Origin of the sequence: uncultured Campylobacter sp. (genome assembly GCF_938018035.1) — a bacterium.
GTDB lineage: Bacteria > Campylobacterota > Campylobacteria > Campylobacterales > Campylobacteraceae > Campylobacter_B.
This window is the reverse complement of record NZ_CALIJF010000146.1, coordinates 1-21,564: the sequence shown is the minus strand read 5'-3', so window position 1 is coordinate 21,564 and position 21,564 is coordinate 1. Positions and strand designations below refer to the sequence as shown.

Genomic DNA, 21,564 nt, shown 5'->3' with positions numbered 1-21,564 from the left:
ATCGCTAAATTTTGGCGAAATATCGGCGCGATGGTAGTAAAATTTGCTCCTGCAATAGCAGTAAGCCTAGTGATAAATTACGTATTAGGCTTGCATGGAGTAAGCTTTTTGCTAATTTGCGGCGGGCTTTATTCGGCTATGTTTGTGCTAAGCGCGTATTTTTGGGCGATGAACGATTATGAGCGCGCGATTTTTGGCGGCATTGCGGCTAAGATAAGGAGGCGGGCTTGAGCTTCAATGTAATTAGCGAAGTGGTTACGAAAGACCGCTGTATTGGCTGCGGCGTTTGTGCGAGCAGCTGCCCTTTTAGCGTGCTAAAAATGCGGCTTGGAGGCAATGGATTTTACGCGCCTGAGGAGGGCGAAGGGTGTCGCGACAAATGCGATATCTGCCTAAAAGTCTGCCCGTTTTACGAAAAAGACATGCTCGAAAACGAGCTAAATTCTAAATCATACGCAGAGCTGGAAAGCTTTAGCCCTGATTTTGGCAGGTTTTTAGCCACTTACAAATTCTACAAAAAAGATGAAGCGCAGCGCCTAAGCAGTGCAAGCGGCGGTGCGGGAGATTATATTTTTCGCGAGCTTTTTGCGCGCGGGCTCATAGATTACGCGATTTGCGCCGTGCCTGCGGACGAAGGGGATTTTATAGCCCAAAATCTCAAGCGGGATTTTTCTGCCTGCAATAATTTAGCGCAGCCGCAGAATTTGCAAAATTCCGCAACCAAAAATTCCGAGCAGAATTCCGTAATTCCGAATTTAACGCAGAATTTGGCGGACGATGATTCTATAAATTTTACGAGTGCACAAAATTCCTTTTGCGAAAATTTTACGCAGAATTCCACGCAGAATTCTAAAACTTCTTGTAAAAATTCCGTATCAACGCATAATTTTGCCTGCGAGAATTCTAAAAACACGCGAAATTATGCGGGCGAAAATTCCGTGCCGCTATTTAAATTTAGCGTGATAAAAAATGCTGGTGAGCTTACTCGTGCGCGCTCGTCCGCTTACTATCCGCTCACGCTTGAAGCAGTGCTAAAGGAGATGTCGCGCCGCGAGGGTAGATACGCGATCAGCGCGCTGCCGTGTTTTGCCAAGGCCTTAAGGCTTGCTGCGAGTAAAAATCCGCGCCTTAAATCCCGTATAAGCTTTATTATTGGGCTGGTTTGCGGACAGGGCAAGGGTGCTGGTTTTACGCATAAGCTGGCAGATCTTGCGTTTAAAGAGCGTAAGCAGCTCGCGGCGGTTAATTACAGATATAAAATCGCGGGCAAAAGTGCGATGAGCTTTAGCTTTAAATTTCGCGCTGCAGACGGCAGTGAGGCGATAGACGATCGCAGTAGTAGCGCCTTTGCCTACTGGAGCTCGCGCGCTTTTACGCCGCTTGCGTGCAACGCCTGCACCGACGTTTTTACCAAATGCGCCGACGTCGTGCTGATGGATGCGTGGCTGCAAAGCGAAATGAGCGAGTGGCGCGGCACATCGCTCGTAATTACGCGCGCAGCTCAGATCGACGCGCTATTTTCGCAACCTACGAAGCAGGCGCGCGAGGCGATTTTTTGCGAGCGGATATCCGCAGCAGAGGTGCAACGCTCGCAGAAAAGCCAGGTGGAGTGCAAAAACGAAATTTTCTATGGCGCGAAAAACCCGCTTAGGCGTTACATCTTGCGCCAGAAGCTTCAGATTCAGCGATATAGTGCTACGCATTTTGATTGTGATGATTTCATCGCTGCTAGGCTTAAAAAAATTGCCGCTGCGAATAAAGTGCTAGCGCTTTTGGCGCTACCAAAGATCGCGGCATATAAAATTTATAGGAAGTTTGCATGAAGATCGGGATTTTTACCCTGCCGCTAGTAAATAATTACGGCGGAATTTTACAAGCTTACGCGCTAAGCCGCGTGCTAGTGGGGCTAGGGCATGAGCCACGTCTCATAAACTTGCGCCTGCAAAGAAGTAAACTATCGATTGCGTATCTTAAATTTTTAGTGGCATGCGCGCTTAAAAAGGAACTTTGCGGCGCGAAATTTAATCCCTCTTACGAGCGCGATACTAGCGAGTTTGTGACAGAAAATATCCCTTTAACCGCGCCTGTTTGCACGCCTGCGGATTTAAAGGCGCTGTGCGAGAAAGAACGCTTTGAAGCGGTGATTTTAGGAAGCGATCAGGTTTTTCGCCCTAGCTATTTTGCGGATTTTGCAGATTGCTTTAGCCTTGGATTTTTGCCGGCTAACTGCACGCGGATCGCCTATGCTGCAAGCTTTGGCGGAGATAGGCTCTGTGGGCTTAAAAATCCCACAGATTTAAAAGCTCACGCTGCAAATTTGGCTAAATTTAAAGCTATTTCGGTGCGTGAGTGCGATGGTGTAAGGCTTGCACGCGAATGCTTTGGCGTAAATGCGCATTGGGTACTGGATCCTACACTTTTGGCTAACAAAAAGATTTATGATAAATTTTTAAGCCATGCGCCGCAGCGCAAGGGCTTTGCCTATATCCTAGATCCATCGCCTCGCTCAGAAGCGGCGATAGAGCTACTAAAGAAGCAAAGCGGACTAGAGATAGATGAGGTGAACGACCGCGGCAACCGCATCGGCATAAAAGCGTGGCTAAGCGCTATTGCGGGCGCGGAGTTTGTGTTAACCGACTCATTTCACGGCTGTGTATTTTCTATAATCTTTAATAAGCCGTTTTTTGTGCTCGTTAACGCTAGTCGCGGTGCGTCGCGCTTTAGCTCTCTTTTGGGCTTATTCGGGCTTGAGGATAGAGCTTTGCAAGATCCCAAAAACGTGCGGTTGGACGCGACTATCGATTGGGATGGCGTAAATGAGGCGTTGCGCCGTAAAAGAGAGGACTCGATGAAATTTTTAAAAACAAGTTTAGGCTCATAAAATGAAAATAGCTATGGTAATTTCTGCTTTAGGCAAGGGCGGTGCCGAGCGCGTGCTAAGCGTGCTGGCAAATTTTTTCTGCCACGAGAATGAAGTCTGCGTGATAAAATTTGACGCAGATGAGCCGTTTTACGCGCTAGATTCTAAGATCGAGCTTATTAGCTTGGATTTAGGAGTAGGCGATTTAGGAATATTTGGCAATATAAAAAAGCGCTACGATAAAATTTTAGCCTTGCACAGGCTTCTAAAAAGTCGTAAATTTGACGTAGTAATCTCGTTTTTAGATAATACCAATGTCCTTACGCTGATCGCAAATCTTGGAGTTGGGCAGAAAATCATCGTCTCCGAACACACCAATCATCGCTTTTTAAAAAGTCCGATTTGGCGAGCGCTCAAGCGGATCTTTTATCCGAGGGCTGCAGGTCTTAGCGTGCTTAGTAAATTCGATCTGGATCATTACACATATGTGCAAAATCGCGTGATTATGCCTAATCCGATGTTTGAGATCAGCCATGCTAAAGAGGCCCGCCCGCCTAAAGAAAATATCATCCTAGCAGCCGGCCGGCTCAATGTCTATAAGGGCTTTGATGTCCTTCTTAAGGCGCTTGCGCTTATAGATTTCAATCTTTTAAAAGAGTGGAAGGTGGTGATTGCAGGCGACGGAGAGGAGCGAAAGAGCCTTGAGAGCCTAGCTGCGAAGCTGCGCTTAAACGTGCAGTTCATCGGTTTTGTGCGCGATATCGAAAGCTTATATGAACGCGCTAAAATCGTAGTTGTAACCTCCAAGATGGAGGGCTTTTGCAATATTTTGATGGAGAGTATATTTTTCGGCACCGCTAGAATTTCTACGGATTGCATCGCAGGTCCTAGCGAGCTTATAAGCGACGGCGTAGATGGGTTTTTGTGCCCTGTAGGCGATAGCGCGAGCATCGCAAAAAAGCTTGAAATTCTAATGAGCGACGAGAAGCTACGCGAGCGGCTCGTACAAAACGCCTCCAAGCGCGAGGAGAGCTTTAAAATTGAAACGATCGGGCGACGCTGGCTGGATTTCATAGCCGCTACGATACACAGGGAGGAATAATGAGCAAAAATCCCCTAATCTCGGTCATCATTCCCGTTTATAATGTCAAAGAATTTCTGCGCGCTTGCATGGAGCGCATCACGGCGCAGACCTATACTAACTTAGAAATTTTGCTCGTAGATGATGGCTCAAATGACGGCAGCGAGGCGATTTGTGACGAATACACTGCGCGTGATCCTCGTGTGTGCGTGCTGCATAAACCAAACGGCGGGCAGGCTAGCGCGCGAAACGCCGCTTTGGATGTCGCTCGTGGAGAGTTTATCAGTTTTGTAGATAGCGACGATTTGATAAGCTTTGATTTGATTGAGACTCTTTTTCGCCTGACGCAGAAATTTTGCACCAAAATTGCTATGTGCGGCTACGCGGCATTTAGCGACGAGAGCGAAATAAATAATTTCAAGGCGGCTTTAAATTCTAAAGAAAATCAAAATTCTAAAGAGATTAGCGATCCAGGAGGAGCTGCAAATTCGAATGCCAACGCAGGCGAATACAAAATATCGCCGCAAGAGCTTTTTAGACGCAGCTGCACGCAGGATCCGTATTTTAGCACCGCGGTTTGGCGCGCGCTGTTTGCTCGCGAAATTTTCACTGCTTTGCGCTTTCCTACGGGGCAGATCTATGAGGATGTGGCGATATTTTTTGATATTTTTAACGCTTCTATTACGGCGTGCACGGATGAAATTTTATATTTTTACCGCGTAAGGGCGGGCTCGACCGTAAACTCATTTGCGCGCAGGCATCTTGCGGTCATCGCTGCGGTGCGCCGCTATACTGAGGCGATTGCTGTGAATTATCCAAGCTTGGCGCGTGAGGCTAATTTTACTCGCTGCGAGTCCGCGCTGAATACGGCGTTTTTAATTATCAAATCGAGCTTTGATCCTGTAAGTTCGGATGGAGATGCAACTTCTCCTTCCGAGGCTAATACGTGCAGCTTGGCAAACGAAGCGGATTTGCATGGCGCTGGTAGTTTATCTTGCGCATGCGGTAAAAATTCCGCATTTAAAAATTCCGCCAAGCAAAATTATATGCGGAATTCTAAGCAAAATTCTGCGTCGCAAAGAAAGACCGCAGATCCACGCTCGCCTTTAAACGCCGCAGAAGCTGCGCAGCAGATCCGCTCACTGCACGCTTTGGTGCGCGAGCGGCTGGATTTTGGATTTTTCGCGGCGCATGCAAGCCACACGCAGACGCTGATGATGGTCTTGTTTTACGCTAGCCCCGCGCTTTTGCGGCTATTTTATAAAATTTATCGGAAGTTAAAATGAAAATTTTATTCGTCATCGCGGCTCTTAGAAACGGCGGCGCCGAGCGCGTGCTGCAGGTTTTGGCGAACCATTTTGCGCGCGCAAACGACGTTACGATCGCGATTTTGGAAAACGACGAGGGCAGGTATAAATTTAGCAAAAAGATAAAATTTTTGCATCTGGATGTTTATAAAAACGGCGGCAGGTTCGATAAATACAGAATTTTGCGCAAGTGTTTCAAGCGAGAGCGCCCAAGCGTCATCATCAGCTTTATGGACTGGACGAACGTAGCGTGCGTGATCGCAAGCTTCGGGCTAGGCATCCCGCTCATCGCGACCGAGCACAACGCGCACGATTATCTGCCAAGCGGGCTTTTTAGCCGCGTGCGCGATCTGTGCTACAAAAAAGCGGACGCGCTTACGGTGCTTACGCGCTCGGACTTTGAGTACTATTCGCGATTTGTCAAAAACTGCTTCGTCGTGCATAACCCCTTTTTCGGCGAGATTTGCGATACCAATGGCGCTAAGCGAAATGTGATCTTAAGCGTCGGCAGGCTCGAGCCCGTAAAGGGGTATGAAATTTACTTTGACGCGCTAAGCAGGATCGATAAAAGCCTGCTTGCGAAGTGGGAAATTTTAATCGCGGGCGACGGCTCGCTGCGCGAAAGCTTGCGCGAGCTCGTGGCGCGGCTCGGGCTTGAAGTGCGATTTTTAGGGCATAAGCAGGACGTGAGCGAGCTGTATAAAGAAGCCAAAATTTTTGTGCTCAGTTCGCTTAATGAAGGGCTTTCGAACGTGCTGATCGAGTCTGCGTTTTACGGCTGCGCACGGCTTAGTAGCGACACGGTGGGCGCAAAAGAGCTCATAAAGGACGGCTTTAGCGGCATTTTGTTTAAATGCGGCGATGCGAATGAACTTGCGAGCAAGCTTGAAAATTTAATGCGCGATGAGGCGCTGCAAAATAGGCTCGTACAAAATGCAAATGAAAATTTAGACGAGTTTTCGCAGGAGCGTATCGTTGAGCTCTGGCAGGGCTTGATCGATCGGTTTGCGCGCAAATAGCAGCCGCTTATCGATGCCCTAGCGGCGCGCAGGGATTAAATTTAAACTTCGGTTTGCTAAGATAGGCTCTTGCGCCCGAGCAAAACGGCGCGTTTAAATTTACAAAGCCGCATCGCGCGATGAAATTTAGCCGCTTGGGGCAGCACAAAACGCGCTAAATTTAAACGGAATGCGCGGCGTATGCTCGCATAAAAAGCGGAACTAAAGCTTAAATTTAGGGCGCGGCAGCGATATTTAAAAGGTAAAGGGATGAAGAAATTAAGCGTTTTTATCTATTCGATGGGCGGCGGCGGCGCAGAGCGCGTCGTAAGCAACCTCTTAGGCGAGCTTACGGCACGCTACGAAGTGCATCTGGTGCTGATGAACGAGAGGATTTTTTATGAAATTCCAAGCGGCGTGCAGATCCATTTCATCGAAAAATCAGCCCCTTTTGAAAACGGGCTGCTGAAGCTCGCAAAGCTTCCGTTTTTGGCGCTTAGATACAAAAAACTATGCGAGCGCCTAGGTATCGACATCCACTTTGTTTGGATGAACCGCCCTTGTTACGTGGCGGCGCTGGCGCGAGTTTACGGGCTGCGCGGAGCGATGATTTTTAACGAATGCTCGACGCCGTCGGTGCTGTATAAAGAGCCGAACTTCAAATCTAAAATTTCAAAGCTTCTGCTGCGTAAGCTCTATCCGAAGGCCGATTTTATCTTTCCGAACTCGCTTGGAAATTTGCGCGATCTAGCGGATAATTTCGGGATTGACGAGCGCAAGATGAGCGTGCTGTATAACGCGATCGATCTGGATGAGATCGGCCGCAAAGCAGAGGAGCAGGTCACGCAGGAGCGGCCGTTTTTCCTAAGCGTCGGCAGGCTCGATGCGGGCAAAAATCACGCGCTTTTAATTCGCGCGTATGCGAATTTAAAAAATAACGACAAAGACCTGCTGATCTTAGGCGACGGCGTGCTGCGAGCCGAGCTTGAGGCCCTGATAGAGGAGCTGGGCTTGAGCGGTCGCGTGAAGCTTTTGGGCTTTGACGCAAATCCGTATAAATATATGGCCAGATGCTACGCGTTTGTCTTCGTAAGCCTTTTTGAGGGGTTTTCAAACGCCCTCATCGAAGCTCTTGCGTGCGGCAAGCTCGTGATTTCAAGCGATCATCAAAGTGGCGCGCGCGAGCTTATGGGGCAGAGCGAATGGGGCGTGCTAGTGGGCGTGAACGATCTAGAAAGCACTCAAGCGGCGATGCAAAAAGCGCTGGATGATGAAAATTATGTAAAATTTTATGAGAAAAAGGCTAAAATTAGAGCCTCGTTTTTCGATAAAAAACGGATAGCAAGCGAGCTGATCGCAAAAATAGAACAAATCGACGAAGGAAAATAGGCGTGGGTGAAGAAAAAAAGGCTTTTAGCGTTAGAGAGATCGACGAAGGATCGGACGATCAAAAAGGCGCGCAATCAATGGGTGCCGACAAAGCTGCCTTAAGCGAAAATTTCGCTAGTGAGGGAAATTTTGACGCAGAGTATTCCGCAAGCGGCGGAGAGAATTTTAGCGGCGAAAATGCCGCAATTGAGGGTAGCGAGGATACCGCGCCTCAGAGCGATAAAAATTCCGCGCTTGATGCAAAAAATTCTGCGAGCAAAAATTCCGCGCACGCCGGCGTTAAAAATTTAAGCGACGATCAAACGCGCGCTGTTTCTGCAAAAATGCGAGCACAAAAAAAATCCAAAAAGGCTAAAAAATCAAGCGGACGAAATTCTACCTCGGTAAATTCTGAAAATTCCGCAGGCGCAAATTCTGCAAACTCAAATTTGAAAGGCACTGCGAATTCCACGAGCAAAAATTCTACAAATAAAAATTCCGCTGGCGTTGCGAACTCTACAAATAAAAATTCCGCAAAAGCCGCTAATTTGGCTAAATTTAAAAATGCGAATTCCGCAAGTGCTTTAAATTCTACAAACGGCATAAATTCTGATAATTCTAAAAGCTTTACAGCAGAAAATTCCCAAAATTCCAAAAATCAGTCAGCTGGCGCACTCCCTGCCAGGCGCAGAATTTTTGGCTTTATAAAAAATTATGAGTTCTCCAGGCATATTTTGCTGATGATTTTGTTCGCATTTGCCTTTAGCGTGGCGTTTCGCATGTGGTGGGTGCATTGGGCGAGCGGTTTTGTGAACTACTTTTTTTGGGACGGCGAGCTGATGATAAACACCAACGACGGCTACGCCTTTGCAGAGGGCGCGCGCGATCGCCTCGCCGGCTTTCATCAGCCCAACGATCTTAGCTACTTTAGTGCACCGCTTTCGATCGTGACGGCGTTTTTGGCTGAAATTTTGCCCTTTAAAATCGAGACGATATTCGTTTATCTGCCGGCTTTGTTTAGCTCGCTCATCGTAGTGCCGATTTTATTAATTTCAAGCGAGTTTCGCTGCATGCGCGCGGGCTTCATCGGCGCGCTTGTCGCGAGCGTGGCGAATAGCTACTACAACCGCACTATGGCGGGGTATTACGACACCGATATGCTAAATATCGTGCTTGCGATGTGTATTTTGTGGGCGCTCATCCGTATCTGCACGCGCGGCTCGCGCAGCACGCTGTTTTGGCTGGGCGCGTTTGTGATATTTTATATGTGGTGGTATCCCTCAAGCTTCTCGCTAAATTCCATGATGCTCGCCGTATTTTTCGCCTACACGCTGATTTTTAAGCGAAAAAGTGCGGTAAATTACGAAGCGATGATTATCTTTTTGATCGCGCTTTGCTCCACGCCTTTGGTAGCTAAAATTTTAATCTCGCTTGCGCTATTTTGGCTCTTTGCGTTTAGAGGAAAGCTATTAAATTTTAAAATTTTAGCGATTATCGGCGCGCTTGCCGTAGCGTTTTTCATCGCAAACGGAGGTCTTAGTCCGATAATCTTTCAGGCGAAATTTTATATCTTCCGTTCCTTTGCGGACAACGCCGATACGGCATTTCATTTTTTCAACGTCAATCAAACAATCCAAGAATCGGGCATCGTGCCAACTAATATCTTTATGGAGCGCATCAGCTCGCACGTCGCGGTTTTCGTGATCGCGGCGATCGGATATTTGGTGCTTTGCTTTAGGCATAAGGAATTTTTGCTCTCGATCCCGCTTCTGCTTTTGGGCTTTGCGGCGAACAAGGCAGGCCTTAGATTTACGATCTATGCCGTGGGCGTGATGGGGTTAAGTTTCGGATATATTTTGTATTTTTGCGTAAAGCGCTTGGATCTGCCAAAGATCGCGGGACGCGCGATACTGCTGATTTTGACGGCGCTTGCGATCTATCCCGCGTGGCAGCACATCGTCTCGTACAAGGTCGATACGGTCTTTTATCAAAGCGAGGTGCGGGTGCTTGACGAGCTCAAAGATAAGGCGCAGCGCGAGGATTACGCCCTTTCGTGGTGGGACTACGGATATGGCATACGCTATTACAGCGATGTAAAGACCCTCATCGACGGCGGCAAACACCTCGGCAACGATAATTTCCCCGTTAGCTTTGCGCTTTTTAGAGATCAGATGAGCTCTGCAAATATGGCGCGCCTGGATGTCGAATACACCGAGCGCGGATATAGCGAAAAAATTCCAAACAAGCTAAAGCAAATTTTAAAAGACTATAACGCGACCGATGTAAATGGCTTTATCTTAAGCTTGGGACTGGCTGATTTTAAGCCGCCGAAGCCTACGCGCGACATCTATTACATCTTGCCCGATCGTATGATGAATATCTTTCCCGTCGTCACGCAGTTTTCAAACATCGACATCACCGACGGCAAGCAGCTGGGCGAGCTGTTTTTCATAACGAGCGATAGGTTCGTTCAGGATCAAAGCGGCGTGCATATGGACAACGGCTTTTCGATCTCGCCGAGCCTTTTAAATTTAGAGTATAGCGGCAGAAAATTTGCGATCAATACCTTTTACGAAACGAGCTACGACGCGAACGGCAAGCTTGCGGTCAAGGAGTTTAATATGGACAGCAGCGCGCAATTTTACGTGATTTTCATGCGCGATTACGGGCGATTTTTGCTGCTAGATAAGACGATGCTAAACTCAAGCTACATTCAGCTTTTTGTATTTGAAAGATATAGACCCGAGCTATTCGAGCCTGTGATCTTAAGCCCTGCTGTGAAAGTTTATAAATTAAAGCGCTAGATAAAATTTTGCCGCAAGCCAAGGAGAAATTTATGAAATTTAATCTCGCAACGCCAAGCAAGGAACGCAACAGATGGCTCGCATAGGGTTTTTAAGCCATGCCGATATGAGCTTGCATTTCTTTCGTCGCCCGATAATGCAGGCTTTAAAAGAGCGCGGGCACGAGGTTTTCGCAATTGCTCCTCGTGGCGCTTATACGCAGGATTTGGCACGCGATTTTAATGCCGTAACTTACGATCTTGATCGAGCGAGCTTAAATCCGCTTACCGTATTTAGCAACACCAAAGCCCTTGCGCGTGAGCTAAAGAGGCTAAATTTGGACCTGCTGCAAACAGCTGCGCACAAATCAAACGTGTTTGGTACGCTGGCGGCTCGAGAGGCGGGTATAAAATATGTGATAAACTTAGTCGAGGGGCTGGGCAGCTTTTATATCGACGATGATATTAAAACAAGGCTTGTGCGAGCGGTTTTGGAGAAGCTTTATAAATTTTCATTTTCGCAGGCGGATGCTTGCGTATTTGTAAACGATGCCGATCCCGATTATATGCTATCTCGCGGGCTTATTGCGAAGCAAAAGGTCATAAGGATTAAAAGTGTAGGCGTAGATGCTGAAAGATTCAACCCCAAAATCGTTAGTGCGGCGGATCTGGGCGAGGATTTACACGGCAAAAAAATCGTGCTGATGATAGCTCGCGCGATGTGGCATAAGGGCGTGAGAGAATTCTACGAAGCAGCAGAAATTTTAAAAGATCGATCGGATACGAAATTTGTCTTTGTGGGCGAGGGTTTTGCGGGTAATAAAAGCACCGCTGATCCTGCGTTTTTGCGAAGCGGTGCGGTGCATTATCTGGGTGCCAGAAATGATGTGCCAGAGCTTTTGAAGGCTAGTTACCTACTGGCACTTCCTAGCTACAAGGAGGGCTTTCCGCGCACGGTTTTAGAGGCGATGAGCATGGCGCGAGCCTGCGTGGTAAGCGATTGCAGCGGCTGCGTCGAAGCGGTGCAGGATGGCGTCAACGGTCTAATCTGCCACACTCGCGACGCAGAGGGTCTTGCGCGAAAGATCGAAATTCTATTGGACGATGCTGCGCTTTGCGAGAGGCTAGGGCGAAACGGGCGCGAGATGGTGCTTGCAAATTACGACGAAAAGATCGTCACGGAAAAATATTTAGAGGTTTATAGGAAATTTATCGATGTATAGGTGTTTTTTAAAGCGTGCGCTCGATTTTACGGCGGCTTTGGTTTTGATCATTTTGGTTTCGCCCGTGATGGCGCTTACGTGGTTCTTGATCCGCAAGCACATTAGCAAAAGCGCGATTTTTACGCAATCTCGCCCTGGGCTTGATGAGCAAATTTTTAAAATTTACAAATTTAAAACGATGAGCGACGAGCGCGGCGCGGACGGCGAGCTTCTGCCAGACGAAGCGCGGCTGAACGATTACGGCAAAAAGATCCGCGCGCTAAGCCTGGATGAGTTGCCGCAGCTTTTCAATGTGCTAAAGGGCGATATGAGCTTCATCGGGCCGCGCCCGCTGCTGATCGAATACTTGCCGCTTTATTCGCCGCAGCAGAGCCTGCGACACAGCGTGCGCCCGGGCATCACGGGGCTTGCGCAGGTAAACGGTCGCAACGCGATCAGCTGGGAGAAAAAATTTGAGTTCGATACGTATTATGCGCAAAATTTAAGCTTCGCGCTCGATCTTAAGATCGCGCTTTTGACGATTAAAAAAGTGCTTGCAAAAGAGGGCGTGAATAAAGAAGGCATGGCGACGACGGAGAAATTTAATGGGCACAACTAAAATTTACGTTTACGGCGCGAGCGGACACGGGCTAGTGGTAGCGGACGTCGCGTTAGCCGCGCGCGGAGCTAAATTTAGCGAGGTCGTTTTTTTAGACGACGCAGCGGGGTTGAAATTTAGCGAGGATCTGCCGAAATATCCCGTGATAATCGCTATCGGAGATAATAAAATCCGCGTAAAGATCCAAGAAAAGGTATCGCGCGCCGGTTTTGAGATAGCAACGCTAATTCATCAAAGCGCCATCGTTAGCCCAAGCGCCGTCATCGGCGAGGGCGCGGTCGTAATGCCCGGCGCCGTGATAAATGCGCGAGCTAAAATCGGTCGCGGCGCGATAATCAATTCAGGCGTCGTAATCGAGCATGAGTGCGAGATCGGCGAGTTTGCGCACATTAGCCCTAACGCGGCGCTTGCGGGCGGCGTGAAGGTGGGGGCGTTTTCGCACATTGGAATCGGTGCTAGCGTCATTCAGAGGCTAAAGATCGGGCAGCGCTGCATCATCGGCGCGGGCGCTGCGGTCGTGCGCGACATAGCTAGCGATAGCGTAGCCGTAGGCGTGCCCGCTCGCGTGATTAAAAAAAATAGCTAAATTTAAAATTTATAGCATTAAAAGTGATAAAATCCGAGCATTTAAATTTAATGCCGAAAGCTAAATTTAGCCTTGCGACGCGCGAGGTTAAATTTAAAGATCAAGGAAGGATAGAGATGGCAAGAGTATTTTTAAGCCCGCCGAATATGGGTGGCAATGAGCTTGAGTATATAAAAAAGGTATTTGAGAGTAACTATATCGCGCCTTTGGGCGAATACGTTAATCGCTTTGAGGACGCAGTGAAGTCCTACACTGGCACGCGCGGCGCGCTGGCGCTAAACGCAGGCACGGCGGCGCTTCATCTAGCGCTTCGCTGCAGCGGCGTAAAGGACGGCGACGTGGTGCTTGGCTCCACGTTTACCTTCATGGCGTCGCTAAATCCAATATTTTACGAGCGCTGCGTGCCGGTGCTGATAGACAGCGACGAGAGTTGGAATTTAAGCCCGAAGCTGCTTAAAGAAGCGATCAAAAAATCGCCGAAAAAGCCAAAGGTGCTCGTCGTTACGCATCTTTACGGACAGGCTGCGAAGATGGATGAGATATGCGAAATTTGCGCGAACGAAGGCATTGATGTTATCGAGGATGCCGCAGAGGCGCTGGGCGGATTTTATAAGGGTAAAGCATTAGGCGGTATCGGAAAATGCGGCGCGCTAAGCTTTAATGGCAATAAAATCATCACTACCTCAGGCGGAGGAATGCTGATCTCAAACGATGAGGAGCTAGTGGCTAAGGCTAGATTTTTAAGCACTCAGGCGCGCGAGCCGCTGCTTCACTACGAGCACAAGGACTACGGCTACAACTACCGCTTAAGCAACGTCTTAGGCGCTATCGGCGTAGGCCAGATGGAGGTCTTGCCGCAGCGCGTAAAGAGAAAACGCGAAATTTTTAAAATTTACGAGGATCTGTTTAAAGGCACCGACGTGGAGTTTATGCCCGAAGTAGAAGGCGGCAAGGGCAACAGATGGCTTACAACGCTATTATTTAAGAAAAAAGGCGCTCATCTAAAGGTTATCGATGCGCTAAACAAAGCCGACATAGAATCTCGTCCGCTTTGGAAACCGATGCATCTGCAAAGCATCTTCGCAGGTGCACTTAGCGTAGTTGACGGCACGAGCGAGGATATGTTCAGTCGCGGCATCTGCCTGCCTAGCGGCACCGATATGAGTGACGAGACGATCGAGCGCGTCGTAAAAATCGTAAAAGAAAACATCTGATGCTGTTAAAACCCACTAAATTTAGCCGCTTCGCGTTTTTTTTGCTAGGAGATATTTTTATCTCGATCCTCTCCGTTTACATTGCGTTTTTGCTGCGATTTAGCGGAGATATACCGAACGAATTTTATAAAGGCGCGCTGCTTAGCGCCTCGAGCCTTACTGCGATTAAAATTTTCTACTTTTGGTTTTTGCGGATCTATTTAGTTCCGTGGAGATTTTTCGGCCTATATGAAGCGAGGAAGCTCTTCTATGCGCACGTTATGGCAGCGCTTACCTTTTTGATCCTGTTTTTTCTAGCGAGTAAAATTTTTAACCCCTTCCCGCGCTCGGTCATCATCATCGACGCGGCGATCTCGTTTATTTTAATCGGTGGGATTAGAATTTCAAAGCGGATGTTTCTAAGTGAGAAGAAAAATATCACGAATAACGAGCCTTGTATCGTCGTAGGCGCTACGAGCAAGACCTTTCACGTCCTAAAAGGTATGCGGCAAAAATATATCAACTACTATCCTGTGGGCGTCGTAGACGGGCGGCCTGAGCTAGTAGGGACGTATTGCGAAAACTACGTCGTCAGAGCCAAGAGCGAAATTCCGCAGATGATCAAAGACAGCGGCGCCAAAACCGCAATCATCGCGCTGGCGCTGTATCCGGACGAGCTAAAGGAGCTCTACGACGAACTTTTTGCGTACGGGCTAAAGGATATCAAGCTCTTTTCGCTTTTGGAGGATGAGAGCAAAAAGATCCGCGATGTATCGATCGAGGATCTGCTCGCGCGCAAGCCCAAAGACCTCGACACCAAGGCGATTGAAAATTTTATCAAAGATAAGATCGTGCTGGTAACTGGCGCGGGCGGCACGATAGGAAGCGAAATTTGCAAGCAGTGCTTGAAATTCGGCGCAAAGCGTCTTATCATGGTCGAACACAGCGAGTTTAACCTCTACTCGATTAACGAAGCTACGGGCGCGGATGCGCGCAACGAGCTAAAGATGATAAACGTCGTTTATCGCCATGAGCTGGAGGAGGTTTTTGCAGAATTTCATCCCGAAGTAGTCGTGCACGCAGCGGCGTATAAGCACGTGCCGCTATGCGAGTTTAATCCGCATCTAGCGGTCAAAAATAATGTCATCGGCACAAAAAATGTAATCGATCTATCCAAAAAATATGGCGCGAAAAAGGTCGTTTTGATCTCGACCGATAAGGCGGTGCGACCGACGAACATTATGGGCACGACGAAGCGTATCTGCGAGCTTTACGCGCTAAATTCCAACGACGCGGCAAGCGAAACGCAGATCGTCGCGGTGCGCTTCGGAAACGTGCTCGGCTCAAGTGGTAGTGTCATCCCTAAATTTAAGCGCCAGATCGAAGCGAACGAGCCGCTTACCGTTACGCACCCCGAGATTACGAGATATTTTATGCTCGTTAGCGAGGCGTGTCAGCTCGTGCTTCAAGCAGCCTCCATCGCACAGGGCGGCGAACTTTTCGTGCTGGATATGGGCGAGCCCGTAAAGATCGCCGATCTTGCCAAGCGAATGTTGCAGCTTGCCGGCAAGGAGGAGCTTGGCATTAAATTTGTAGGTCTGCGTCCCGGCGAGAAGCTTTACGAGGAGCTTTTGATCGACGAAAACGACAAGAGTACGAAGTACCAATCCATATTCGTAACTCACTCTGCAAAATACGACCTGCAAGAGCTAAACTCGCAGATCGAGGAGCTTTCGGAGTGCGAGGACGCGCAGGTCGCGGATAAGCTAAAGCGTATCGTGCCCGAGTTTTCGCACCGATTAAACGATATGAAGGGCACGGCTTGATCGGTATCGTGGATTACGGCGCGGGCAATATCCAAAGCGTGATGAACGCGCTTAGCTTCTGCGGCGCTAAATTTTGCCTTGCGCGCAGCCCTGAGGAGCTTTTGAGCTGCGATAAGGCTCTGCTTCCGGGCGTGGGCGCATTCGGCGAGGCGATGGATAGGCTTTGCGCAAGCGGTATGGACGAAGCGATTAAAGAGTTCGTCGCAAGCGGCAGATATTTTTTAGGTATCTGCCTAGGGATGCAGCTTCTGTTTGAACAAAGCGAAGAATTCGGCGCGCGTAGCGGGCTTGGAATTCTACCCGGTTGCGTCGTGAAATTTGACAAAACGAAATTTAATATTCGGGGGGCGGAATCCAGGTCCAAAAATATGAAATTTAGAGAAAATACAAAATCGAGCTCGGGCGAGGCAGAATTTAATTCAGACGAGGCGGAACCCAGCGCGCGCTACGGGCAAAATTCCGCTCGCGCCGAAAGCCTAAAGATCCCGCATGTCGGCTGGAACAGCGCGCATTTTATCAAGCGCTCGCCGATAAACAGGGGCTTAGGCGAGTTTGAGTATCTGTATTTCGTGCACTCCTACCACGTCCTTTGCGCGCGCGAGATCACGCTTGCGACCACATTTTACGGCTATGAGTTTGCAAGCGCGATCTGGCGCGAAAACGTATTCGCCTTTCAGCCGCATCCCGAAAAAAGCCACGATGCGGGCATAAAAATCATTAAAAATTTTACGGAGCTGTGATGGAAATTTTCCCTGCGATCGATCTGAAACAAGGATGCGCGGTGCGTCTTAGCAAGGGCGAGATGCAAAGCGCAAAAATTTATTCCAAAGACCCCTGCGAGCTAGCCAAAAAATTTGAAGATCTCGGCGCTAAGTGGCTGCATTTAGTTGATTTAGACGGCGCGTTTGCGGGCGAGGCGGTAAATTTCAAAGCGATCGAACGGATCGTAAAAAGCACGCGCCTGCGCGTAGAAGTGGGCGGCGGCATCCGCGACGAAGCCCGCATAAAGGAGTATTTGAGCTTAGGCGTCGATAGATTTATCCTGGGCTCGGCGGCGCTTAAAAACCCGGATTTCGTAAGGGGGATGGCGAAGCTTTACCGCATCGTCGTAGGCATAGACGCAAAAGATGGGCTCGTAGCGACCGAGGGCTGGGCGGAGCTAAGCCGCGTAAAAGCGACCGATCTGGCGCGAGACTACGCGGACGCGGGTGTTTGCGCGATCATCTGTACCGACATATCGCGCGACGGGATGCTAAGCGGCGTGAACGTAGAATTTAGCCGCTCTATCGCGAAAGCTTGCGGCATCGATACTATCGCAAGCGGCGGCGTGAAAGATATGAACGACATAATCGCGCTTAAAAACGCAGAGCTCATCGCAGGCGTCATCGTCGGCAAAGCGTATTACGAGGGCACGCTCGATCTTAAAAAGGCGTTTGAAGCTCTATAAAAACGCCCGAGCGTAAGCAAAGTTTGAACTAAATTTTAGTAATATGCAAATTTTAAAATTTAAAGGCGATGTGAGGCGATGAAAGATTTTTTTTATGAGATGATCGTAAAAAGCGCGAATGCAAGCGAGCTTTTTAAAAACTTTGCGTTTGAGCTCGGCGTTACCTGCGTCGAAGAACGCGGCGAGCGTTTCATAATCCGCGACGAAGAGGATCTGCAAAATTTAAAATTTGCGTTTGAAGAGTTTAAAAAGGCGCTCGCGCGATCTCTCAATTTAGACGCCGATCTGCAGATCGAAATTTCAAAAAAGCAAAACAAAGATTGGCTCGATGAGTATAAAAAAGGCGTCGCGCCCGTGGCGGTCGGCAAATTTTACGTCCGTCCGAGCTGGTGCGAAAGATCGCAAGATCGCGCGCTAATCGATCTGCTGATCGATCCTGCGCTGGCGTTTGGTTCAGGTCATCACGAAAGTACCAATATGTGCCTGGCGCTGCTTAGCGAGCTTGCTCGCGATGGCATGAGCGCGCTTGACGTGGGCTGCGGCAGCGGAATTTTAAGTATCGCGATGAAAAAACTGGGCGCAAAGGTAAGCGCCTGCGATACCGACGAGCAGGCGGTGGCAGCTACGCAGCAAAACGCCGAGAAAAACGGCGTGCAGATCGATAAAATTTGGCTCGGCAGCGTTTCAAGCTTGGGTGAGCAAAGCTCAAGCGCAGCCGCGCAGCCGCAGTTTGATCTCGTCGTCGCAAATATAATCGCCGACGTGATTTTGATCCTAAGCGCGGATCTGAAAAAAGCGCTAAAACCGGGCGGCAAGCTCGTGCTGTCGGGGATTTTAGAAAAATATAAAGATAGGATAGAGCAAGCTTTTTCGGATTTAAATTTCGTGCAGATGAAAAAGCAAAACGAATGGCTTAGCTTCGTTTATGAAAGGAAAACATGAATAACAACCCAAATAATCAACCCCCCCAAAACGGCGGCGGAAACAATTTTTTTAATAAAAATCCGATCGGCGTTTTTATAATTTTTGCGCTTATTTTGATAGTCGTGTTTAAAGCGATATCCCCAAGTGGCGGATTTGATAGCGGTGGAGTGCTGGGCTCCGTTTCAGGCGAGAGCAGAAACGTAACTTACTCCGAGCTAAAATCGCAAATCAAAAACTCTCAAGTAAGCATGGTTTCCATTGGAAGCTCCACGATTAAAGCGCAAGTCGGCAACGTAATCTACACCGCCAAGCGCGTGGATGATCCCGAGCTAGTTCAAATTTTAGAATCGCGCAAAATTCCATACGGCGCGTATAACGAGAGCAATTTTTTGACCGATCTGCTCTTTAGCTGGGTCTTGCCGCTCGTGATTTTCTTTGGAATTTGGATGTTTTTAGCCAACCGCATGCAGCGCAATATGGGCGGCGGCGTGCTCGGCATCGGAAGCTCTAAAAACCTGGTAAGCGCCGAAAAGCCGAAGGTTAAATTTAGCGATGTCGCGGGCGTCGAAGAGGCGAAAGAGGAGGTTAAAGAGATCGTAGATTTCTTAAAAAACCCCGAGCGATATATAAGCCTCGGGGCTAAAATTCCAAAAGGCGTGCTTTTGGTTGGACCTCCGGGCACGGGTAAGACGCTGCTAGCCAAGGCGGTTGCGGGCGAAGCGGACGTGCCGTTTTTTTCGGTATCGGGCTCGAGCTTCATTGAGATGTTCGTAGGCGTGGGCGCCAGCAGGGTGCGCGATCTATTTGATAACGCTAAAAAGCAGGCTCCGGCGATCGTTTTCATCGACGAGATCGACGCGATCGGCAAAAGCAGAACCGCGGGCGGTATCGGCGGCGGTAACGACGAGCGCGAGCAGACGCTAAATCAGCTGCTTGCCGAGATGGATGGCTTCGGCTCGGAATCAAGCCCGGTGATCGTCCTTGCGGCTACCAACCGCCCGGAGACGCTTGATGCGGCGCTTCTGCGTCCGGGCAGATTCGATAGACAGGTTTTGGTCGATAGACCCGATTTTGACGGCAGAATGGCGATTTTAAAGGTGCATATGCGCGACGTTAAATTTGCCCGCGACATCGATATCGAAGAGATCGCGCGCCTTACCGTGGGCTTTGCGGGAGCCGATCTTGCAAATATCATCAACGAAGCCGCGCTTTTAGCAGGTCGCGAGGCAAAGGCGGAGGTCGAGCAAAAGGACCTACTCGAAGCGATCGAGCGCGTCGGCATCGGACTGGCTAAAAAATCGCGCCGCGTAAGCCCGATTGAAAAGCGGATCGTCGCCTACCACGAAAGCGGTCATGCGCTCATCGCCGAGCTTACTAAAGGCGCGATGCCGGTATCGAAAGTAACTATCGTGCCGCGCGGATTGAGCGCTGCGGGATATACGCTAAATTCGCCGTTTGAAAATAGATACCTACACCAGCGCCATGAAATTTTTGCCGAGATTGATACGTTTTTGGCGGGGCGCGCGGCGGAGGATGTGTTTTTAGGCGAGATCACCGACGGTGCGGGCAACGACCTGCAGCGCGCTACCGATATGCTTAAATTTATGGCTACTCAGGTTGGAATGACTGATGCGCTCGGGCTTGCGGTGCTAGAAAAGCAGCAGTATTCCTTCCTAAACGGCGGACAGAGCATCAAGGATTACAGCGAGGTAACGGCGGTTAAGATCGACGAATATGTCCGCAAGACGCTGGATGAGCGCTACGCGGCGGTAAAAGAGACGCTAAGAACCTATGCTCCGGCGATTGAGGAGATGGTGAAGGCACTGTATGAGAAGGAGACGGTCTCTGGCGAGCAGATCGTAGAGATCATCTCAAAATTTGAAAAAGATAACGGCATGCCTACCCGGTTAGTGCGAAATTTGGGCGCTAACGATGATATCGAAAACGCAAAGAACGAGGCTTAAATTTAAAGCCTCGCGCGCGGTAAAAGCTTAGGGCTAAATTTTAAGAAGGTCGCGCTAAAATGTTTACGCGCGATCCGCGACACCGAATGAAAAGCGGTGTAAAAATAAAATTTTAAAGAGTAAGAGATGGAAGAGGAAAAGGGAAAACTAATCTACATATTGCCGAATTTTTTCACGGCGGCAAGTGCATTTTTGGCGGTTATCAGCATAATTTCTACGATCAAGGGCAACTTCAGCGCCGCGATCTTTTATATCATTTTATCCTTGATCTGCGACGGGCTTGACGGCCGCGTGGCGAGGCTAACGCATGCGACATCGAAATTCGGCGTGGAGTTCGATAGCCTTGCGGATATCGTTGCTTTCGGCGTCGCGCCGGCGCTACTGTTTTACTGCGCGGTTGGGCACGATTACGGCAAGGTCGGCTCGCTCGTAGCTGCGCTTTACGTGGTTTTCGGCGCGATCAGGCTGGCACGATTCAACGTCACTACGGGAACCTACGAGCCTAGCGTTTTTATTGGGCTGCCGATTCCTATGGCAGCGATTACGATGGCGTTTTGGATCGGAATTTATCTAAAATATGAGCTCTCTAAAGGTTTTGGAGTACTTTTGATCATCGCAATGGCGGCGCTATCGTTTTTGATGGTAAGCAACATCCGCTTTCCGAGCTTTAAAAAGATCAGCCTAAAACGCCCCAACGCGATTAAAATTTTAGTGCTTCTAATCGTCGTATTTTTCTCGCTTTTATATCTTTTCAAGCTGGAATTCCCGGCGGTGCTTACTTTGGTTTATATCGTTTACGGTTTGGTTCGCGGAGCTTTAAATTTAAGCGCGGCTAAATTTCATAAAAAAGACAAACCCGAGGAAACGGCGAAGTAATCTCAAATATGTTTATCGCCGCGATTGTTTTTAAGTTTGCGCGGCTATAATTTCGCCAAATTTTAACGCTTTGAAAGGATTTGTAATGGACAAAAATAAAATCATAATCTTCGATACTACGCTTCGTGACGGCGAGCAAAGCCCCGGAGCGTCGATGAATACGGACGAAAAGATCCATCTTGCGTTGCAGCTTGAAAAGCTGGGCGTAGATGTTATCGAGGCCGGTTTTGCGGCGGCGAGCCCCGGGGACTTTGACGCGATAGAAAAGATCGCGGGTGCCGTTAGCAAGGCTCGCGTCTGTTCGCTTGCGCGCGCTTTAGAAAAAGATATCAAAGCCGCAGGCGAAGCGATAAAGGGCGCAAAGCTCGGGCGCATCCACACCTTCATCGCCACAAGCCCTATCCATATGGAATTTAAACTCAAAATGCAACCGCAAGAGGTCATAAAGCGCGCCGTAGAGTCTGTGCAATACGCTAGAAGCCTATGCGATGACGTGGAGTTTAGCTGCGAGGATGCGTGCAGAAGCGATAT

General features: G+C 48.9%; 17 protein-coding genes and 2 pseudogenes. All 19 read left to right on the top strand.

The features are described from left to right. A pseudogene (locus Q0257_RS04335) lies at positions 1-231 on the top strand (virulence factor MviN); the annotation flags it as partial. Continuing rightward, positions 228-1,823, top strand: coding sequence for a Coenzyme F420 hydrogenase/dehydrogenase, beta subunit C-terminal domain (locus tag Q0257_RS04330; protein WP_298021992.1), 1,596 nt, complete (start codon positions 228-230; stop codon positions 1,821-1,823). The pseudogene Q0257_RS04335 and the gene Q0257_RS04330, both read left to right, overlap by 4 nt. Then, on the top strand, positions 1,820-2,881 hold the full coding sequence (locus Q0257_RS04325; protein ID WP_298021989.1) for a polysaccharide pyruvyl transferase family protein: 1,062 nt from the start codon (positions 1,820-1,822) through the stop codon (positions 2,879-2,881). Before Q0257_RS04330 ends, Q0257_RS04325 begins: the two co-directional genes overlap by 4 nt. 1 nt (position 2,882) lies before the next feature. Further along, positions 2,883-3,962: a glycosyltransferase family 4 protein gene (locus tag Q0257_RS04320; protein WP_298021986.1), complete on the top strand. Its 1,080-nt coding sequence runs from the start codon at positions 2,883-2,885 to the stop codon at positions 3,960-3,962. Then, positions 3,962-5,227: a glycosyltransferase gene (locus Q0257_RS04315; RefSeq protein ID WP_298021983.1), complete on the top strand. Its 1,266-nt coding sequence runs from the start codon at positions 3,962-3,964 to the stop codon at positions 5,225-5,227. The genes Q0257_RS04320 and Q0257_RS04315 overlap by 1 nt, the downstream gene beginning before the upstream one ends. Continuing rightward, complete coding sequence (locus Q0257_RS04310) at positions 5,224-6,267, top strand: glycosyltransferase (protein WP_298021980.1); 1,044 nt, start codon at positions 5,224-5,226, stop codon at positions 6,265-6,267. The genes Q0257_RS04315 and Q0257_RS04310 overlap by 4 nt, the downstream gene beginning before the upstream one ends. Before the next feature lie 249 nt (positions 6,268-6,516). Then, a complete protein-coding gene (locus Q0257_RS04305; protein WP_298021977.1) occupies positions 6,517-7,635 on the top strand; it encodes a glycosyltransferase in 1,119 nt (372 codons plus the stop codon). Between the two features lie 2 nt (positions 7,636-7,637). Beyond that, entirely contained in the window at positions 7,638-10,418 is a 2,781-nt protein-coding gene (locus Q0257_RS04300; RefSeq protein ID WP_298021974.1) for an STT3 domain-containing protein, read from the top strand. Positions 10,419-10,491: 73 nt separating this feature from the next. Beyond that, positions 10,492-11,619 (top strand): glycosyltransferase family 4 protein, encoded by a 1,128-nt coding sequence (locus Q0257_RS04295; RefSeq protein WP_298021971.1) that lies wholly within the window; start codon positions 10,492-10,494, stop codon positions 11,617-11,619. Further along, a complete protein-coding gene (gene pglC / locus Q0257_RS04290) occupies positions 11,612-12,217 on the top strand; it encodes an undecaprenyl phosphate N,N'-diacetylbacillosamine 1-phosphate transferase (protein ID WP_297987350.1) in 606 nt (201 codons plus the stop codon). Before Q0257_RS04295 ends, pglC begins: the two co-directional genes overlap by 8 nt. Beyond that, a complete protein-coding gene (gene pglD, locus Q0257_RS04285) occupies positions 12,204-12,803 on the top strand; it encodes a UDP-N-acetylbacillosamine N-acetyltransferase (protein ID WP_298021967.1) in 600 nt (199 codons plus the stop codon). The genes pglC and pglD overlap by 14 nt, the downstream gene beginning before the upstream one ends. Before the next feature lie 116 nt (positions 12,804-12,919). After that, positions 12,920-14,017 (top strand): UDP-N-acetylbacillosamine transaminase, encoded by a 1,098-nt coding sequence (gene pglE / locus Q0257_RS04280; protein ID WP_298021995.1) that lies wholly within the window; start codon positions 12,920-12,922, stop codon positions 14,015-14,017. Further along, positions 14,017-15,822 carry a nucleoside-diphosphate sugar epimerase/dehydratase gene (locus Q0257_RS04275; protein WP_298021964.1) on the top strand — a complete coding sequence of 602 codons (1,806 nt, stop codon included), beginning with the start codon at positions 14,017-14,019 and terminating at the stop codon, positions 15,820-15,822. The genes pglE and Q0257_RS04275 overlap by 1 nt, the downstream gene beginning before the upstream one ends. After that, positions 15,819-16,562, top strand: a complete 744-nt coding sequence (hisH, locus tag Q0257_RS04270) for an imidazole glycerol phosphate synthase subunit HisH (protein WP_298021961.1) — start codon at positions 15,819-15,821, stop codon at positions 16,560-16,562. Before Q0257_RS04275 ends, hisH begins: the two co-directional genes overlap by 4 nt. Further along, the gene (gene hisA / locus Q0257_RS04265; protein ID WP_298021958.1) at positions 16,562-17,269 is read left to right on the top strand and encodes a 1-(5-phosphoribosyl)-5-[(5-phosphoribosylamino)methylideneamino]imidazole-4-carboxamide isomerase; all 708 of its coding nucleotides are present in this window, start codon (positions 16,562-16,564) and stop codon (positions 17,267-17,269) included. The genes hisH and hisA overlap by 1 nt, the downstream gene beginning before the upstream one ends. A 78-nt stretch (positions 17,270-17,347) precedes the next feature. Continuing rightward, on the top strand, positions 17,348-18,211 hold the full coding sequence (locus Q0257_RS04260) for a 50S ribosomal protein L11 methyltransferase (protein ID WP_298021955.1): 864 nt from the start codon (positions 17,348-17,350) through the stop codon (positions 18,209-18,211). Further along, complete coding sequence (gene ftsH / locus Q0257_RS04255) at positions 18,208-20,157, top strand: ATP-dependent zinc metalloprotease FtsH (RefSeq protein WP_298021952.1); 1,950 nt, start codon at positions 18,208-18,210, stop codon at positions 20,155-20,157. Before Q0257_RS04260 ends, ftsH begins: the two co-directional genes overlap by 4 nt. Before the next feature lie 126 nt (positions 20,158-20,283). Then, complete coding sequence (gene pssA, locus Q0257_RS04250) at positions 20,284-21,033, top strand: CDP-diacylglycerol--serine O-phosphatidyltransferase (protein WP_298021949.1); 750 nt, start codon at positions 20,284-20,286, stop codon at positions 21,031-21,033. Between the two features lie 85 nt (positions 21,034-21,118). Continuing rightward, positions 21,119-21,564, top strand: a pseudogene (locus Q0257_RS04245) (2-isopropylmalate synthase); the annotation flags it as partial.

Excerpts from the sequence above, each read along its gene's own strand:
- Q0257_RS04305 (WP_298021977.1), top strand. The coding sequence starts at position 6,517 with ATGAAGAAATTAAGCGTTTTTATCTATTCGATGGGCGGCGGCGGCGCA.
- Q0257_RS04320 (WP_298021986.1), top strand. The coding sequence starts at position 2,883 with ATGAAAATAGCTATGGTAATTTCTGCTTTAGGCAAGGGCGGTGCCGAG.
- Q0257_RS04275 (WP_298021964.1), top strand. The coding sequence starts at position 14,017 with ATGCTGTTAAAACCCACTAAATTTAGCCGCTTCGCGTTTTTTTTGCTA.
- hisA (WP_298021958.1), top strand. The coding sequence starts at position 16,562 with ATGGAAATTTTCCCTGCGATCGATCTGAAACAAGGATGCGCGGTGCGT.
- Q0257_RS04310 (WP_298021980.1), top strand. The coding sequence starts at position 5,224 with ATGAAAATTTTATTCGTCATCGCGGCTCTTAGAAACGGCGGCGCCGAG.
- pssA (WP_298021949.1), top strand. The coding sequence starts at position 20,284 with ATGGAAGAGGAAAAGGGAAAACTAATCTACATATTGCCGAATTTTTTC.
- pglC (WP_297987350.1), top strand. The coding sequence starts at position 11,612 with ATGTATAGGTGTTTTTTAAAGCGTGCGCTCGATTTTACGGCGGCTTTG.
- pglE (WP_298021995.1), top strand. The coding sequence starts at position 12,920 with ATGGCAAGAGTATTTTTAAGCCCGCCGAATATGGGTGGCAATGAGCTT.
- Q0257_RS04260 (WP_298021955.1), top strand. The coding sequence starts at position 17,348 with ATGAAAGATTTTTTTTATGAGATGATCGTAAAAAGCGCGAATGCAAGC.
- Q0257_RS04295 (WP_298021971.1), top strand. The coding sequence starts at position 10,492 with ATGGCTCGCATAGGGTTTTTAAGCCATGCCGATATGAGCTTGCATTTC.
- Q0257_RS04325 (WP_298021989.1), top strand. The coding sequence starts at position 1,820 with ATGAAGATCGGGATTTTTACCCTGCCGCTAGTAAATAATTACGGCGGA.
- Q0257_RS04315 (WP_298021983.1), top strand. The coding sequence starts at position 3,962 with ATGAGCAAAAATCCCCTAATCTCGGTCATCATTCCCGTTTATAATGTC.
- ftsH (WP_298021952.1), top strand. The coding sequence starts at position 18,208 with ATGAATAACAACCCAAATAATCAACCCCCCCAAAACGGCGGCGGAAAC.
- pglD (WP_298021967.1), top strand. The coding sequence starts at position 12,204 with ATGGGCACAACTAAAATTTACGTTTACGGCGCGAGCGGACACGGGCTA.